Here is a 16473-nt window from a genome sequence, read left to right on the forward strand (position 1 = left end):
GCTCCTGTGAATTCTTTTATGCTGCGCTTGTCGACATCATTCCTGGATTCATCGGCGCCGCACTACACGCGGCGGAGATCAGTTGCTCCGCACGACGAGCATCGGCTCACGGCTCCGCCGCATGCGCTCAGTACTTCCGGTACAGACCGATCAGCTTGCCCTGAATTTTCACGCGGTTCGGCGGCAGGATGCGCACCTCATAGGCGGCATTGGCGGGCTCGAGCGCGATCGAGGCGCCGCGGCGGCGAAAGCGCTTCAGCGTCGCTTCCTCGTCGTCGATCAGGGCAACCACGATGTCGCCGGTATCGGCGGTCTCGTTGCGCTGGATCAGCGCCATGTCGCCGTCGAGGATGCCGGCCTCAACCATCGAATCGCCGCGCACTTCGAGCGCGTAGTGCTCGCCCGAGCCGAGCATGTCCGGCGGTACGCTGATGGTGTGGCTGCGGGTCTGCAAGGCCTCGATCGGCGTACCGGCCGCGATGCGGCCCATCACCGGCACTGCGACCGGACGCTCGCCTTCGTCCACCGGTGCACTGGAGCCACGCACCTTGCCGAGATTGCCTTCGATGACGCTGGGCGTGAAGCCGCGCCGGCTTCCGGCGGCAGCCTGGAGCTCCGGTAGCTTGATCACTTCGATGGCGCGGGCGCGATTGGGCAGGCGCCGGATGAAGCCGCGCTCCTCGAGCGCGGTGATCAGGCGATGGATACCGGACTTCGAGCGCAGGTCGAGCGCGTCCTTCATCTCGTCGAAGGAGGGCGGCACGCCGCTTTCCTTCAGACGCTCGCTGATGAACCGCAGAAGCTCGTATTGTTTGCGCGTTAACATCTCGACCAAATCCCCCGGTTGATGTCGTTCGATTCCGAGACGCTGAATTCAGCGGCAAGCCGCTAGATGCTCGAAACAAATCATGAACGGACACTATATGTTCGATATGTGTTCCGCAACTGCTTAATTTACCGTGAACGCGACAAAGTTCGCGGAACACGTGTCGCCGTTGCGTTCAACCGGGCAGCCGCAACACCTCGCAAGGCGCGCCGGCGTCGGCCTTCGGCGCGAATGGCGGCCGCACGAGAAGTACCTGTGCCGCAGCGAGATTCGCAAGCAGCGAGGAGTCCTGATGGTTGACGGGCAGCGCAACCAGCGTGCCGTCGTCGCGCACTTCGAGGCGCGCGCGAAGATAGTCCTCGCGCATGTCGTTGGCACTGAGGTCGCGGCCGAGCACGGCGCGCTCGCGGCGGTGGTGAATCACTGCGCGGCCGGCAAGCGCGCGAATCAGCGGCACCGCGAACAGGAAGCCGCAAACGTAGGATGACACGGGATTGCCGGGCAGGCCGATCACGCGCATCGCGCCGAGATGACCGTGCATCATCGGCTTGCCCGGCCGCATCGCGATCTTCCAGAACGACATCGAGATGCCCTCGGCCTTGAGCGCCTGCTGGACCAGGTCGTGGTCGCCGACCGAGGCGCCGCCGGTCGTCAGCAGGATGTCGGCGCCACTCTCGCGCCCGCGGCGGATACCGGCAGTGGTGGCCTCCAGGGTATCGGCGACGACCCCAAGGTCGATCGTTTCGGCGCCTTCGCTGCGGGCGAGCGCGTGGAGGGCGTAGCCGTTGGAGTAGACGATCTGGCCGGGCCCGGGCGTCGAGCCCGGCATCACCAGCTCATCGCCGGTCGCGAGGATCGCGACCTTCGGACGGCGGCGGATGGGAAGGCGGGGATGGTTCATGCCGGCGGCGAGCGCGAGGTCGCGCTCGGTGAGGCGGGTTCCCTTCCGCAGCAGCACGTCGCCCTCGCGAAAATCGACGCCGGCGGGGCGGATGTGCCGGCCGGCAATGGCGGCCTCCTTGATCGTGACGCGCTTGCCCTCAGCGACCGTATCCTCCTGGATCACGACGGCGTCCGCGCCATCGGGAACGACGCCACCGGTGAAGATCCGCACCGCTTCGCCGGCGCCCACCGTCCCCGCGAACGGCCGGCCCGCGGCGACCTCGCCGATCACGGAGAGCTGCGTGTCGACATTGGCCACATCGCTCGCGCGCACGGCGTAGCCGTCCATCGCCGACATCGCCTGCGGCGGCTGCGTACGCCGGGCCGCAACATCGCGCGCGAGCACGCGATGGAAGGCATCGTCGAGCGCGATCGTTTCCTCGGCCAGAGGCTCTGCACCCGCGAGTACGGCGGCAAGCGCATCGGAAACCGGCATGAGGGCCACGGCGAACTCCCGCTACAAATCGAAGGACTGGTCGGCAAGGTTCTAGCCGAGTGGAGGGGCCGAAGCAAAAGGGCTCCGGAAGCGCAGGTCACGCGCACGTCCCTGCGATGTTGACCAGGCGGGAAATCTATTTCTGCAGCAAGAGCCGCACCAACTCGGCCTGCCGACTCACGCCGGTCTTATCAAAAATCCTCGACAGGTGGCTGCGTGCGGTTCCATCGGTGATGCCGAGCCGCTCGGCCGTGGTCTTGCGGCCGTCGCCCTTCACAATCTCGAGCGCGAACGCGGCTTCGGCGCGGGTGAGGCCGTAGCGCTCGCGCAACGCCTCGAGTCTTGCCCGCGCATTGGGCTCGGGGTCGGTGATGAGCAGCATCGCGCTCGAGCGCCAGCCGGAGGCGAGCGGCACGGCGCTCTCCGTCCAATCGCTGCCGACCGGCGTCACCTGCACGTGCAGCGGCATGCGGCCGGGCGGCCGGCGCAGGCTCATCTCGCCGCCGATGCGAACAGGATTGTCGAGGCTGCACGAACCGATCAGCGTCCGCAGACGGCGGCCGTCTTCGCTGTTGACGGCGCTCAGCGCGCCCGCCTCGAGCACGACGCTATCGGCGACGTCGAGCAGTTCACGCGCGCGGCGATTGACGAATACCGGACGTGCCTGAGCGTCCGCGAGCACGAACCCCTGATCGAGTTCGTCGAGGCCCGCCAGCGCCGCGCGGCCGGTGATGTCGAGCTGGTGCGTGTGCCGCTGGAAGGCAACCGCGCGCACGAGGTGCTGCGCCAGGGTCGCAAACAGCCGTCGTGCCTTGCCGTCATAGGATGGCAGGTTGGACGGCCGGTGACTGGTCAGAATGCCTGTGGCGTTATGATCGACCAGCAGATTGGTCGTCAGCGGCTCGGCGTCGAATCCGGCCGGCTGCCACCATTCATTGTAGAAGTCGCTGCGGGTGAATTCGTCGCGCGTAATGAAATCGCCGATGGTGAAGACCTCGCCGGGCGCCCTGCCGATGCCGAGCGGCAACAGGGGGTTGCGCGGCGCCCAGCCGAGCAGGTTCTGCACACGCTCGGGATCGATCCGGGGCGACAGCAGGCTGGAGAGGCCGCTTCCGGGATCATAGACGCCGAACAGGCTGCGGCCGCCGACGGCATCGTCGATGCGCGTCAGCACGCTTGCCCAGCGGTTTCCATCGAGCGCGGTGTCATAAATGGCGCCGACGAGATCCAATACGGCGTCGTCCGAAATATCGCCGGCCCGCATTCAAAAAACCTCAAATTGCAATGCGGCATTTGAGCGCGCGCCGGCGCCACGGGCAAGGGCAGAAAAGCGGCAGACGCGCCGATGTTGCCGCAAAGCCGCACCGCGTGGGCATTTCCGCCGCGGCCGTCGATGCATCCGACGAACGTCAGATGCCTCTGTGTCCGGCGTTTGCAAGGTTTCGAGGCAGAAACGATGTCATCGATTCAGAGCGGGGACGAAAATGCCGACGTCAGCAACCCAATCGGGCCGAAATCTCGTATTTGCGATTGTTGTCGCCGCGCTGTTGCGTCGATTGAACCAGCGGTTTGCTGCTGCCTTTGTTCTGGCAATTTGTCCAATTTTCTTCTCGGCAACGGCCATGGCGGGGTGCAATTCGGGAGCCGCGGGCAACACTGATTTATTGAACAGCGCGAACTGCCAGGCCATCGCGACCGGTACCGCTAATACCGCTGTCGGTTTTGGTGCCACAGCAGCAGGCTCCAATAGCGTGGCCGTTGGCGACGGAGCGTTCGTCAATCCAATTGCGAATGGCACGGCAATCGGTGCATCCAGCTTAGCGGGTTCCGCTGGGACCACGGCCGTTGGTGCATCTGCGACGGCTCAGGGGACCAATTCCACGGCCGTAGGATACCAGGCATTCAGTAACGCCAACACCAATGACACTATCATGGGCGCGCAGGCGAAGATTTTTGCTGGTGCGAACGGCACGGCTATTGGTGAGGGTGCGATAATTGGCCTGTCTTCTTCAGCCGCCAACAATACGGCCATCGGTCAAGGCTCTGTGGTTGATGGACTGAATTCAACTGGATTGGGGCAAGGATCGAGGGCTATCGGGGACGGCTCAACCGCATTGGGGCAGTCGGCTACTGCGACGGCGATTGGCGCGACGGCCCTGGGCCAGGGCACGTCGGCGACCTTCGTGAACTCGACGGCTGTCGGTGCCGGTGTGGCGACCACCCGTGCGAACCAGGTCGCGGTCGGCACCGCGGCTAACACCTACACGCTCGCGGGCGTCACCTCTGCGGCCAGCCTCGCGGCCCAGTCAGGCCCGGTCAGCCTGGTCACATCGGATGCGGCCGGCAATTTAGCTGTCGTCAACACGTCGAACATCGCGAGCGTCACCGCGCTGTCCGCGCTCGACGGGCGCGTCACCAACCTCGAGACCAATGTGCGCTCGCTCAATGCCGACATGCGCAAGGCCTTCGAGGGCTCGGCCGTTGCCATCGCCATGGGCGGCGCGGCGCTACCGGACAACAAGAGATTCGCGATTTCGGCCAACTGGGGCAATTTCAGCGGCGAGAACGCGTTCGGCGGCATGGCGCAGCTTCGCCTCAGCAACAATTTCGTCGCCAACGCCGCCGTCGGTGCCGGCTTCGCCCGCGGCGGTATCGGCGGCCGTGTCGGCGGAACGCTCGCCTGGTGAGCATGCGATCGAAAGCGGCACTGATTCTGTGCCTTGCGACGGCCGCGCTTCCGCTGCGCGAGGTGCGGAGCGAGGGCCCGAAGCCGTCGCCGCATGCGACGCCGACCCCGGCCAACATCGACCGCAACGGCGTATTGATCATGATCCGCTCGTCGCTGCTCGCGCTCGACCAGGCCAACAAGACCGGCAACTACACCGTCCTGCGCGATCTCGGCGCGCCCGGATTTCAGGTCAACACGGCAGCGAAGCTCGCCGAGATCTTTGCCAAGCAGCGCAACGACAATATCGACCTCTCCGGCGTTGCCGCGCTCGATCCGCAATTGACCGTGCTGCCGCAGATCGAGGGTAACGGCATGCTGCACATGGCCGGCTTCTTTCCCTCGGTGCCGCCGCAGGTCAATTTCGAATTGCTGTTTGCGCCCGTGGGCGGGCAGTGGCGGCTGTTCGGCCTGTCCGTCAATCTCGGGCAGGCCGCGCCGGTGCCGCCGGCTGCGCCGGCACCGGCGCCGGCATCCTCCGCGCCGCAGTCGTTGCCGGCCCAGAAGCAACCGGTCGCCCAGGCTCACAAATCCTTGCCCGCGCCGAAGCCGGAAGCCGTCAAGGAATAGGGGACCATCCAGCGGTCAGTCGAATGCGTGCCTCAGGCCCGGCGCGACTGGATGACGAGGCAGATTGGCACCAGCGTGGCGATCGCAAGGACGAGCGCGACGAGGGCCATGGCCAACATCAATCCGCTCCTGTTGGCTCGTTCGGGCTGGCGTCGGACGTCACATCGGGCGCCTTGGGACTCTGATCCTTGTCGGGCAGGGGGTCGGCCTGAGACTTCAGATCGGCGGCCTTGCTGACGAGCTTGGCCGAGAGATCCGAGTCCGAGGTGCTTCTGGCGAATTGGAGCAGAAGAGAGGCCTGCTTGGTGAGGTAGGTTTTGCCCAACACGACGATAAGTCCGGTGTAGAAATCCCAACGGACTCTTAGAGTCCGGAATCAGGGATTCCGTTCCAGGAACTTTGTACGAAATTGCACAAAGTGAGTTGGTTCCTCATCGCGGGGAGCCGGTTCCGGGGAACCATCGGCAGGATCGACCAAGCCCCAGGACGCCCGCGCTCAGATCCCGAGCGCCTTGAGCGCATTGCGGACGTCGACGGGTGAGGTGACGTGCACCGCCGTCAGTCCGCGGGCCCTCGCCCCCTCGACGTTCTCGGCGAGATCGTCGAAGAACACGATGCGCCCGGCCGGCACGCCGATCGCGGCCACCACGTGGTCGAAGGCTTCCGCATCGGGCTTGCGCAGGCCGATGCTGGAGGACAGGTACAGCTCGCGGAAATGGCCGAGCAGGTCGGCATATTCCTTCGAAAAATAGTCGACATGCGGCTGGTTGGTATTGGAGAAGGCGTAGAGCGGCATGTGCCGTGCAGCGCGTGGCAGCAGCTCAGCAATGTCGGGCATCTCGCCGGTAAAGACCGCGTTCCAGCCCTCCAGGAACTGCGCATCCGAAAGGCCGATCCCGAGCGATGAGCGCAGCGAGTCGAAGTACGCCTCGTCGCTGAGCTTGCCGGTCTCATGCAGCCGATAGGCCTCGTCACGCACGTAGCGCGCCACGATGGCCTCGGGCTTGCAGCCGGCATGTCCCGCCCAGCAGGCGATCGTCCTGGAGAAATCGATGTCGAGCACGACGCGCCCGAGATCGAACAGAAGGGCATCCGCGCTGCCGGGAGAGAGCGATGTCATTGCGTCCTTTCAGATCAATATCGATACGGCTCGATGTCGAGCAGAGGAAACGCGCTGAATACGCTCGGCGCGTTGGTAGCGGTTGCCGGATGCAGGCAGGACTTGTCGATTTCGGCGAACGAGGTGGCGCCCAGCAGGCCAAGGCAGCGCAGCACCTCATCCTCCAAGAGCTCCAGCATCCGCGTCACGCCGGCTTCGCCCGCAGCCGCCAGCGCCCAGCACTGCAGCCGGCCGATCCCGACCATGTCGGCGCCCGCCGCGATCGCCTTGACGATGTCGGTGCCGCGGCAGAAGCCGCCATCGACCATGATCTTGGCGCGTCCATTCACGGCCTCGACGATCTCGGGCAGCACATGCATGGCGCCGCGGCCGTGGTCGAGCTGGCGGCCGCCATGATTGGAGACGTAGATCCATTCGACGCCGTGATCGATAGCGATCAGCGCGTCCTCTGCGGTCGCGATTCCCTTCAGGATCAGCGGGATCTTGAACTTGTCCCTGATCATCTTCACGGTCCGCCACTCCAGCCCCTTCTGGAAGTCGCCGCCGGTGGCGCGCAGCCGGCTTTCGCGAACATAGCGTTTGGCGATGTCACGCTCACGACGGCTGTAATGAGCGGTATCGACGGTCAGGCAGAAGGCGGCATAGGTGTGCTTCACGGCCCGGCTGACGACATCCTCGACGAAGGCGTCGTCGCCGCGAACATAGAGCTGATAGAAGCGCAGCGCATCGGGCGCGGCCTCGGCGGTCTTTTCCAGGCCCGGGTCGGACACCGAGCTCAGCATGTGCGCCGCTCCGAATGCGCCGGCGCCGCGCGCCACGCTGGCCGCACCATCCGGATCGAATATCTCGAGCGCCCCGACCGGGGCCAGGACCACCGGCAGGCGCATCTTGCGGCCGAACAGCTCGACGGAACCATCGACCTTGCTGACGTCGCGCAGTACGCGCGGGCGGAATGCGATCTCGTCGAGCGCCATGCGGTTGCGGCGCATGGTGGTCTCGGTCTCGGCTGCGCCGACGATGTAGTCCCAGGCGTTCTGGTTGAGGTTGGAGCGCGCCTTCCGGATGAATTCGTGCAGGTTCTGGAACGGCTCGTTGCTGGCGCCGAGTTCGACGTTCCGTTCCGGCCGGATGCGGGGCGCTTCGTTCATTGTTATCCTCCCGAGAATTTGAAGCCTTAAGTCATCGCCTATCCCGTCCGGCACTCCAAAACCATCCTAAAATCGCATAGCTGCAAGGCGTGGGCGGGCCGACCGAGTCCCGCCGGGCGCGAAACGGTGTCGGAACGTTGCCAAAAATTTAGGCCACCACGAAGCGGATTTTACGGTGTACCGGCCGGCTTCGCAGGCCGGCCTTGAAGAAACCAGAATGGTATTGTGAGAAACGGGCTGGATCGCCATTTGCATGGCGCCTCCCAAGCCCCAAGCGAAAAGGCCACCCCATCCATGCGGAAATCCCTGCTGTTTCCCCTCGGCGCGCTCACCGGCGCGTGTCTGACCCTTCTGATGACCGGTCCGCAAGGCGGACACTGGGCGGCGCGGGCGGCGGTAACTGCAGATGATGCCTATTCCCAGCTCAACCTCTTCGGCGAGGTGTTCGAGCGCGTGAAGGCGAGCTATGTCGAGAAGCCCGACAACGCCAAGTTGATCGAAGGCGCGATCACGGGAATGGTGACCTCGCTCGATCCGCATTCGCGCTACATGAACGACAAGTCCTGGACCGAGATGCAGGAGACCACCTCCGGCGAGTTCGGAGGGCTCGGCATCGAGGTCACGATGGAGGACGGCCTCGTCAAGGTCGTCTCGCCGATCGACGACACGCCGGCGTCCAAGGCCGGCATTCTGTCCGGCGACCTCATCAGCAAGATCGACGGCGAGGCCGTGCAGGGCATGACGCTCGAGCAGGCCGTCAACAAGATGAAGGGGCCGGTCGACACCAAGACCAAGCTCACCATCGTGCGCAAGGGTGCGGATGTCCCGCTCGACATTGCGATCACGCGCGAGATCATCCATGTGCGCCCGGTGCGGTTCCACGTCGAGAACGGCGACATCGGCTATATCCGCGTCACCTCCTTCAACGAGCAGACCACCGACGGCCTGAAGAAAGCGATCGCGTCGATCTCCAAGGAAATCCCGCCGGAGAAGCTCGCGGGCTATGTGATGGACCTCCGCAACAATCCGGGCGGATTGCTCGACCAGGCCGTCTCGGTATCGAGCGCCTTCCTGCAGCGCGGCGAGGTCGTCTCGACCCGCGGCCGCAATCCGGAAGAGACCCAGCGCTTCACGGCGCATGGCGGCGACCTCACCAAGGGCAAGCCGCTGATCGTCCTGATCAACGGCGGCTCCGCCTCGGCCTCCGAGATCGTGGCCGGCGCGCTGCACGACCACAAGCGCGCAACGCTGATCGGCACGCGCTCGTTCGGCAAGGGTTCGGTGCAGACGATCATCCCGCTCGGCTCTGGCAATGGCGCGCTGGCGCTGACCACGGCGCGCTACTACACGCCGTCGGGGCGGTCGATCCAGGCCCAGGGCATCGCGCCCGACATCGAGATTCTCCAGGACGTGCCGGCCGAGCTGAAGGGCCGCGTCGACACCATGGGCGAGGCCTCGATGCGCGGCCATCTCTCCGCTGCCGACGGCACCGAGCAGACCGGCTCGCAGTCCTACGTCCCGCCGGAAGAGAAGGACGACAAGGCCCTGCACGCGGCCTTCGACTTCCTGCACGGCGTCACCGTGAACGCCGCGGCTGCGAAGCCGGCACCGAAGACCGCGGTGCCGAACTAAGCTCTATCCGTCCTTGTGACCTCCGACATCGCTCGGGAGTGGATAGCCACTCCCGGGCGAATTCGTTTTGGGAGGATCTCAGCTCGGATTCATCGCGGCAAAGGTTGCCTCGTAGCGGCCCTCGCGCTCGGCCCAGCGCCGGGTACGGTCGCGTTCGACCAGCACCTCGCCGCGGGGATGAACCGCGAACTCCAGGAGTTGCATCACCTCCGCGACATAGGCAGTAAGCGGCATGGCGCGCGCGTCGCTCGCCTGCTGTGCGCCGGTGAGCTCGGTTTGCACGTAAGGCGGCGCGAGCTCGAGCACCTCGATGGGGATGTTGCGCAGCTGATGCCGCAGCGACTGGAGCCATGAGTGCAGGAACGCCTTGCTGGCGCAGTAGGTCGGAAAGTCGGCGCGCGGCACGAAGGCGAGGTTCGAGCTCGTCACCATGATCGTCGCATTCTGCTGCGTCTTCAGGATGGGCAGGAATGCCCCGGCTACGCGGAGCACGCCCAAAATGTTGGTCTCCACCATGGCTTCCGCATCGGAGACGTTCCAGCCATCCGCGGTCAGGTCCTCCGCCTTGGAGATGCCGGCATTGGCGATGAGAAAATTGAGCTCGGGGAAGCGCGCACGAACTTCAGTCGCGAGGCGCGATGGCGCCGCGGGATCGTCGAGGTCGAGCGGCTGGCCGACCATTCCGGGGCGCTCGGCCGTGATCTGATCGAGCAGGGCCTGCCGTCGTCCCGCGATGATGACGCGATTACCGCGGTCGTGGAGGGCCTCAGCAAGCGCGCGGCCGATACCGCTGGTGCCGCCGGTGATGAGGATCGTGTTGCCAGTCATCTTCATGGTTGCCTCTCAATGGAGTTGGGAGCCACGGCAATCCAGCAAGCGCGAGCGCGGACAATCCTGGCACGACGGCATGCATTCCGGCGCGGGCAGGCGCCGGGGGAATGGACGTGATGGACCAGTGAATGACCGCGAGGACGGGAGAGTGATGGCATGACCGTGGCGTCTCGTGAATCGAGATCTCCCTGCTGGGATCCTCTCGACAAAGGACGCGTTGGATGACGGTAACGCCTACGGCAGCGACATAACGACAGCTGCAAGCGTGGAAATACGTCGGCAGGTCAGTATCGTCAAGTCCCGGTGGCGCGAGGGTCTCTAACCCGCCTCGCGGCGGCGGCCCTCGTGGCCGCGGCGCTGGGCGAGGCGGCTGCGATGGAGCGCGAACAGCTCCACGACCTTGTCGGCCGGCTTTGCCGCGCTGAATAGATAGCCCTGCATCTCGGAGCAGCCCAGCGTACGTAACAGGCGCTGCTGCTCCTCGGTCTCTACGCCCTCGGCCGTGGTGGTCATGCGGCGGGCGCTGGCGAGGTTGACGACGGCCTGCACGATGCTGGACGAGCCGTCGGGACCCGCGATGTCGCTGACGAAGCCGCGGTCGATCTTGATCTTGTCGAACGGGAATCGGTGCAGATAGCTCAGCGACGAGTAGCCGGTGCCGAAATCGTCGAGCGCGATGCGCACGCCGATGGCGCGGAGCTGGTGCAGGATCGCAAGCGCGGTTTCGTCGTCGCGGATCAGCACGGCCTCGGTGATCTCGAGCTCGAGCCGGCTCGCCGGCAGGTTGGACGCGGCGAGCGCCGCCATGATCTTCAGCACCAGCGTGCCGCTCTTGAACTGCACCGGCGAGACGTTGACGGCGAGGCGGATGTCGTCGGGCCAGCTCGCGGCCTCGCGGCAAGCGGTCGTCAGCACCCATTCGCCGATCTCGTTGATCAGGCCAGTGTCCTCGGCGATCGGGATGAACTCGGCCGGTGAGACCATCCCGCGCTCGGGATGGCGCCAGCGCACCAGGGCCTCGCAGCCGGTGATGCGGTCGTCCTTCAGGCTGAGGCAGGGCTGGTAATAGACTTCGAGGCCGCCGTGGGCGATGGCGTGGCGCAGATCGATCTCGAGCTGCCGCCGCTCGCGCACGCGCGCGTCCATCGCCTGCTCGAAGAAGCGATGGGTGCGTCGGCCCGCGGCTTTGGCGGCGTACATCGCCATATCAGCGTTCTTCAGGATCTGATCGAGAGCTGTCGCGTGCCGCGGCGCCAGCGCGATGCCGATGCTGGCGTCGGTGGTGAGATGGTGGCCCATGCAGTCGAAAGGCGTGCGGATCGCGGCGAAGACGCGCGCGACGAGCTCATTGACCTGGTCCACCGAGGTTACCCCGGTCTGCACGATCGCGAACTCGTCGCCACCGAGGCGCGCCACGAAATCGGTCGGCCCCGCACAGCGGTCGAGGCTTGCCGCGACTGCTTTCAGAAGCTCGTCGCCGACGAGATGGCCGAGCGCGTCGTTGACGCCCTTGAACTCGTCGATGTCGATGTAATGCACCGCAAGCTCTTCGCCGCCGATGATGCCGGACAGCGCCTCGCGCAGATGCTCGTGGAACATGGCGCGGTTGGGCAGGTCGGTCAGCGCGTCGTAATGGGCGAGGTGGGTGATGCGCTCCTCGATGCGCCGCCGCTCGGTGACGTCCTCATGCGTCGCCACCCAGCCGCCATCGGCGAGCGGTTCGTTGAGGATGTGGATCGAGCGGCCGTCGGAGGTGTCGACGACCATGGAATTGCGCACGTGGACGTCGCGCAGCACGCGGGCGACGTATTGATCCGCATTGCCGCTGAAAGACCCCGTCGCCTTGCGGTGCGCGATGATATCGTGGAAGCTGCATCCGGGCTTCACGACCTCCGGCGACAAGCCGTACATTTCGATGTAGCGTTGGTTGCAGACGACGAGCCGCTGCGACGCGTCGAACAAGAGCAGGCCCTGGGTCATGTTGTTGACGGCACGGTCCAGACGCAGCTTTTCCAGCGTCAGCCGTTCGCGCGAGAGGCGGTGCTGCTCCAGGAGCTTGCGCACGATCGCGATCAGGACGCCTGCGATGGCGAGCGCAGAGGCGCCCGCGACCGAGATCAGGATGAAGATCTGCTCGCGCCAGTCGGTCAATGCCGCTGCGCGCGTGGTGGTGGCCATCATCAGGATCGGGAAGTGGGGCAGGGCGCGTGCTGAGATCAGCCGGTCCTCGCCGTCGACCGGACTGGTGATGCGCCCGGCGAAATGATCGAGCCCGAAGATCCTCTGCTGCTCGAACGGGCCGGTCTTGAAATTCTTCCCCATCATTTCGCTCGAATGGGGATAGCGGGCCAGCAGCGTGCCGTCGCGGTGCAGCATCGAGATCGTGGCGCCTTCGCCGAGCAGCACGGACTCGAAGAACTTCTCGAAATTGGCAGGCTCGATGCCGCGTCCGATCATGCCCATGAACTCGCCGTTCGGGCCCACGATCCTGCGGACGATCAGGATGGTCCATGCGCCGGAGATCCGGCTGTGCAACGGCGCGATCAGCACGTCCGGCGAGTTGGGATCATACCTGAAGGTCCGGAAATAGGCGCGGTCGGCGACGTTGACTTTCGGGGCCGGCCACACCGTCGACGAATTGATCACATTGCCGTCGGCGTCGATGACGTTGACGCCGCCCATATAGGGCAACGCCTCGATCTTCGAGCGCAGCAGCCGGTGGGTGTCCTGGCCGGAGAGGCGCTTGCGATAATCCTCCGCGGTCGTGATCCCTGTCAGGCGCACGTGGTCGATGAAGTCTTTCTGGATGACCGCGAAATCCTGCAGCTGCTGATCGAAATGATGGGCGAGCAGCAGAACGGTGTTCTCCAGCTCGCGGCCGCTGTTGCGCAACGCGCGTTCGCGAAAGTTCTGTGCCATCAGTGTTGCGCCGACGGCGATGGCCGCAATCAGCAGTGCGCCGCCCACGACCAGCCAGCGGATCGGTCCGCTGCGGACGAATACCTGGTCGAGGAGGCGGCTGCCGTATCTCGTCATGATCTCGATCGCTGTCGTGCACACGCCAGGATCAGTTCTTGAGCCTGGAAACATCCGTTGGTTTACGGGAACGGTATGGAGGCGACGTTAGGAAGTGCGGTTAATGCAGGCTGAATCAGCCCGCGCAAATGCAAGCGAAGTGCGACGCGCAAGGCGAGCAGGAATTGCCGAAGAGGCCGCCCTGCCGGTCAATTCCTGCCGGTCCGCGCGGCGATCAACCGTTGCTTAACCATCTAAGCGTCTGGCGATGCTGGCCGGCTGCACTGGCACGTCATTTGCGAGCCTGCGTTCTTGTCATGCAAGTGAGGACAGACCATGAAAAGCACGCTCAAGAACTTCCTGGCCGATGAATCCGGCGCGACCGCGATCGAATACGGCCTGATCGCCGCCGGCATAGCGCTCGCCATCATCACCGTGGTCAATGGCCTCGGCTCCAAGCTCAATGCCAAATTCGGATCGATCAGCGCGTCGCTGCGCTGACCGCGTGCGTTCCGCCGCGCGCCACTATCGCCACCACGATCAGCGCCGCGACGATATTGGCGGCGGCGCTGAGCAGGATCGGCAGCGTGTAGCTGTGGTTGACGTCGTAGACGAAGCCGGCGGCGCTCGGGCCGATCAGCGTGCCGAACGCAACGCTGGTGTAGAGAATGCCGATGATGCCGCTGACGTTGCGCCCGCCAAAATAGTCCATCACCACGGAGGGCAGCACCGCGACCCAGCCGCCGTAGAACACGCCGTAGACGAAGGCGAAGGCGGCGAGGGCCCAGACCTCCTTCGCAACGCCCCAGATCGCCATGGCGAACGCCATTCCGATCAGCACCATGATCAGCGAGCGGTCGCGGCCCATGCGGTCGGCAAGCGCACCAAGAAAGAAGCGGCCTGCCGTGCTGCCGGCCCCGATCATCCCGAGCAGCAGCACGGCAGAGGATGCTGCGACCCCGTGATCGCGCGCGTAGGGCACGAGATGGACGAACGGGACGAAGGCGCCGAAGGAACAGACGAGACACGACACGTAGAGGCCGGCAAATCGTGTCGACCGCACGGCCTCACGCACCGAAGCGCCGTCGCTGCTGGTTGCGCCCGAGACGTCGCGGATCGAATCGCCGTCGGGGCCGAGGCCGCGATCCTTCGGATCGTTCTCGATCAGCAGCGAGAGCCCGCCGCCCAGTATCAGCGTGATGGCGCCCAGCGCCAGATAAGCGCCACGCCAGCCCACCGATGCGATCAGCAATGAGGCGAGCGGCGGCATCGCCAGCGTGCCGAGCCCGATGCCGCTGACCGCGAGCCCGGAGGCAAAGCCGCGGCGCCTCACGAACCAGCGCTGCACCGCGCCGATCGCGGGAACATAGGCGCAGCCGATTCCGACGCCGACACCCAGCCCATAGGCGAGATAGACCTCGACAAGGGAGTGCGCGGCGCTAGCGGCCGCGAGCCCGACCGCGATCAGGATCATGCCGGCGACGGCAAGCGGCCGCGAGCCGAGCCGATCAGCGAGGGGACCGCTGACGAGGCCGAGCGCGAAGTAGAGGAAGCCCGCGATCGAGAACACCAGCGAGATCGAGCCGCGCGAGGCGCCGAAATCGCGCTGCAGCGGCTCGAGAAAGGCGCTGAACGTGTAGGCGGAGCCGAAGCCGACAAACATGACGGCGAATGCCGCCGCGACAACGAACCAGCCATGGAAAATGCTCCGAGGAGCCAGCGCGGTTTGAACGGTCATTGTAGCCTCCGCGAGGTGAGGGAAGGATGGCGACGGTGCCAGGACGTGGCGCGCTGGAACGCAGCGCCGGCGCGCACGAGCACGGCCTCGTCGAGATGAGCGGCAACGAGTTGGAACGCGACCGGCAGTCCGTCCGCCGCAGCACCGCCCGGTAGCGTGATCGTGGGATGACCGGTCATGTCGAATGGGCAGGTGTAGCGCTGCAGTTTCGCGACAAGGTCCGGCTGCTCGCCAAGTGTCCGGATCATGGCGAGTGTCACAGGCGGGAACGGGTGCACCGGGATCAGCAGCAGGTCGATGGTCTCGAACAGTGCAGTCACCCGGCCGCGCAGCGCCAGCCGCCGCAGCAGGATCTTCTGATAATCGAGTGCCGGGAGCGCGCGACCGGCCTCGATCACCGGGGCGAGGATCGGACCATACTCGTCCTTGTGGGCAGGATAGGTCGCCTCATGCGCGACCGCGGCTTCCACCGCACAATTCGGCGCCCAGTCGGCGATCGCCTGCGTCACGTCGGGAAACCCGACGTCGACGATGTCAGCGCCAAGCGCGCGAAAGACGTCGATCGCGTCCGCCAACACGCGCTGCGTCGCGACGTCGATGTCGTCGCCGTTCCAGGCGGCGTCGACGCCGATCCGCAGGCCCCGCACGTCCCGTGCGGCCGCGGCCAGATAGTCGGGCACGGGGTCGAATAGCGACGTCGGATCGTTCGGGTCGTGTCCGGCGATGACGCCGAGCAGCACGCCGGCATCGGCCGCGCTGCGGCCGATCGGTCCGACATGGTCGAGCGTCGCGGCCAGTTCGAACGTGCCGTGACGGCTGACGCGGCCCCAGCTTGGCTTCAGCCCGGTCAGGCCGTTGGCGGCACACGGCCAGCGGATCGAGCCCCCGGTGTCGGAGCCGAGCGAGCCGAAGCAAAGTCCGGCGGCCGTCGCGACTGCCGAGCCGCTGGATGAAATGCCCGGCCAGTATGCGGCATTCCACGGATTCTTCGGTGGTGTCACCAGCGGATGGTGATCGGAATAGGCGCCCTCGGTGAGCTGCACCTTGCCGAGCACCACGGCGCCGGCGTCCTTGAGCCGGCGCACGACGGTTGCGTCTTCGCCGGGGCGAAAATCGCGATGAAGCGTGGTGCCGGCCGCCGTCGGTATGCCCTTGGTCCAGAACAGATCCTTCAGCGCAATCGGAACGCCATGCAGCGGGCCCCGATACCGGCCATGTGCGATTTCGGCGTCCGCGTTTTTCGCCTCGGCAATGGCGGTCTCCTCCATCACGTGAACATAGCTGCCGAGTTCTCGGTCCAGGGCGTCGATGCGATCGAGTTGCGCGCGCGTTACGTCGAGCGCGGAGATGTCGCGCGCCTCGAGGCGTGCGGCGAGCTCGGTGAGCTCGAGATAGTGCAGGGCGTCGGCCACGGCTCGCGTCTCCATTTTTGTTATCGCGATAGCGATCGATCCTAAGATCGACACCAGTATAAATAAGATACAGGTGTT

Annotated in this window: 14 protein-coding genes; 4 read left to right on the plus strand and 10 right to left on the minus strand. The window is 65.5% G+C overall.

All coding sequences use genetic code 11. The features are described 5' to 3' along the window. Positions 1 to 127: 127 nt before the first annotated feature. The 3 genes from lexA to K289_RS0106275 all read right to left on the minus strand — a co-directional run bounded on the left by lexA (position 128) and on the right by K289_RS0106275 (position 3468). Positions 128 to 826 carry a transcriptional repressor LexA gene (gene lexA / locus K289_RS0106265; RefSeq protein ID WP_027550710.1) on the minus strand — a complete coding sequence of 233 codons (699 nt, stop codon included), beginning with the start codon at positions 824 to 826 and terminating at the stop codon, positions 128 to 130. Positions 827 to 1001: 175 nt separating this feature from the next. Further along, complete coding sequence (glp, locus tag K289_RS0106270) at positions 1002 to 2213, minus strand: gephyrin-like molybdotransferase Glp (protein WP_027550711.1); 1212 nt, start codon at positions 2211 to 2213, stop codon at positions 1002 to 1004. Between the two features lie 127 nt (positions 2214 to 2340). Further along, complete coding sequence (locus K289_RS0106275) at positions 2341 to 3468, minus strand: helix-turn-helix transcriptional regulator (protein ID WP_027550712.1); 1128 nt, start codon at positions 3466 to 3468, stop codon at positions 2341 to 2343. A 220-nt stretch (positions 3469 to 3688) separates the two neighbouring features. Here K289_RS0106275 and K289_RS48475 point away from each other — a divergent pair, with 220 nt between their 5' ends. Both K289_RS48475 and K289_RS52185 read left to right on the plus strand, forming a co-directional pair. Beyond that, positions 3689 to 4891 carry a hypothetical protein gene (locus K289_RS48475; protein ID WP_156917822.1) on the plus strand — a complete coding sequence of 401 codons (1203 nt, stop codon included), beginning with the start codon at positions 3689 to 3691 and terminating at the stop codon, positions 4889 to 4891. A 2-nt stretch (positions 4892 to 4893) separates the two neighbouring features. After that, positions 4894 to 5499 carry a hypothetical protein gene (locus K289_RS52185; protein ID WP_035684139.1) on the plus strand — a complete coding sequence of 202 codons (606 nt, stop codon included), beginning with the start codon at positions 4894 to 4896 and terminating at the stop codon, positions 5497 to 5499. 118 nt (positions 5500 to 5617) lie between these two features. Here the strand turns inward: K289_RS52185 and K289_RS0106295 are convergent, their stop codons facing one another. From K289_RS0106295 to K289_RS0106305, 3 genes are all read right to left on the minus strand, one after another. Beyond that, positions 5618 to 5827 (minus strand): hypothetical protein, encoded by a 210-nt coding sequence (locus K289_RS0106295; protein WP_035683996.1) that lies wholly within the window; start codon positions 5825 to 5827, stop codon positions 5618 to 5620. A 168-nt stretch (positions 5828 to 5995) separates the two neighbouring features. Continuing rightward, on the minus strand, positions 5996 to 6619 hold the full coding sequence (locus K289_RS0106300; RefSeq protein WP_027550714.1) for an HAD-IA family hydrolase: 624 nt from the start codon (positions 6617 to 6619) through the stop codon (positions 5996 to 5998). Between the two features lie 14 nt (positions 6620 to 6633). Then, entirely contained in the window at positions 6634 to 7767 is a 1134-nt protein-coding gene (locus K289_RS0106305) for an alpha-hydroxy acid oxidase (RefSeq protein ID WP_027550715.1), read from the minus strand. Between the two features lie 294 nt (positions 7768 to 8061). Between K289_RS0106305 and K289_RS0106310 the strand changes: the two genes are divergently transcribed. Then, the gene (locus tag K289_RS0106310) at positions 8062 to 9399 is read left to right on the plus strand and encodes a S41 family peptidase (protein WP_027550716.1); all 1338 of its coding nucleotides are present in this window, start codon (positions 8062 to 8064) and stop codon (positions 9397 to 9399) included. A 78-nt stretch (positions 9400 to 9477) separates the two neighbouring features. Here the strand turns inward: K289_RS0106310 and K289_RS0106315 are convergent, their stop codons facing one another. Together K289_RS0106315 and K289_RS0106320 are read right to left on the minus strand one after the other, a co-directional pair. Continuing rightward, complete coding sequence (locus K289_RS0106315) at positions 9478 to 10233, minus strand: SDR family oxidoreductase (protein ID WP_027550717.1); 756 nt, start codon at positions 10231 to 10233, stop codon at positions 9478 to 9480. Positions 10234 to 10548: 315 nt separating this feature from the next. Further along, positions 10549 to 13266, minus strand: coding sequence for an EAL domain-containing protein (locus K289_RS0106320; RefSeq protein WP_035684000.1), 2718 nt, complete (start codon positions 13264 to 13266; stop codon positions 10549 to 10551). Between the two features lie 315 nt (positions 13267 to 13581). Here K289_RS0106320 and K289_RS0106325 point away from each other — a divergent pair, with 315 nt between their 5' ends. Beyond that, the gene (locus K289_RS0106325; protein WP_027550719.1) at positions 13582 to 13746 is read left to right on the plus strand and encodes a Flp family type IVb pilin; all 165 of its coding nucleotides are present in this window, start codon (positions 13582 to 13584) and stop codon (positions 13744 to 13746) included. Here K289_RS0106325 and K289_RS0106330 read toward each other — a convergent pair. Together K289_RS0106330 and K289_RS0106335 are read right to left on the minus strand one after the other, a co-directional pair. Further along, complete coding sequence (locus K289_RS0106330) at positions 13727 to 14983, minus strand: MFS transporter (RefSeq protein ID WP_027550720.1); 1257 nt, start codon at positions 14981 to 14983, stop codon at positions 13727 to 13729. The genes K289_RS0106325 and K289_RS0106330 overlap by 20 nt on opposite strands. Beyond that, on the minus strand, positions 14980 to 16395 hold the full coding sequence (locus K289_RS0106335) for an amidase (protein WP_027550721.1): 1416 nt from the start codon (positions 16393 to 16395) through the stop codon (positions 14980 to 14982). Before K289_RS0106335 ends, K289_RS0106330 begins: the two co-directional genes overlap by 4 nt. Between the last annotated feature and the right edge of the window lie 78 nt (positions 16396 to 16473).

The organism is Bradyrhizobium sp. Cp5.3, assembly GCF_000426265.1.
GTDB lineage: Bacteria > Pseudomonadota > Alphaproteobacteria > Rhizobiales > Xanthobacteraceae > Bradyrhizobium > Bradyrhizobium neotropicale.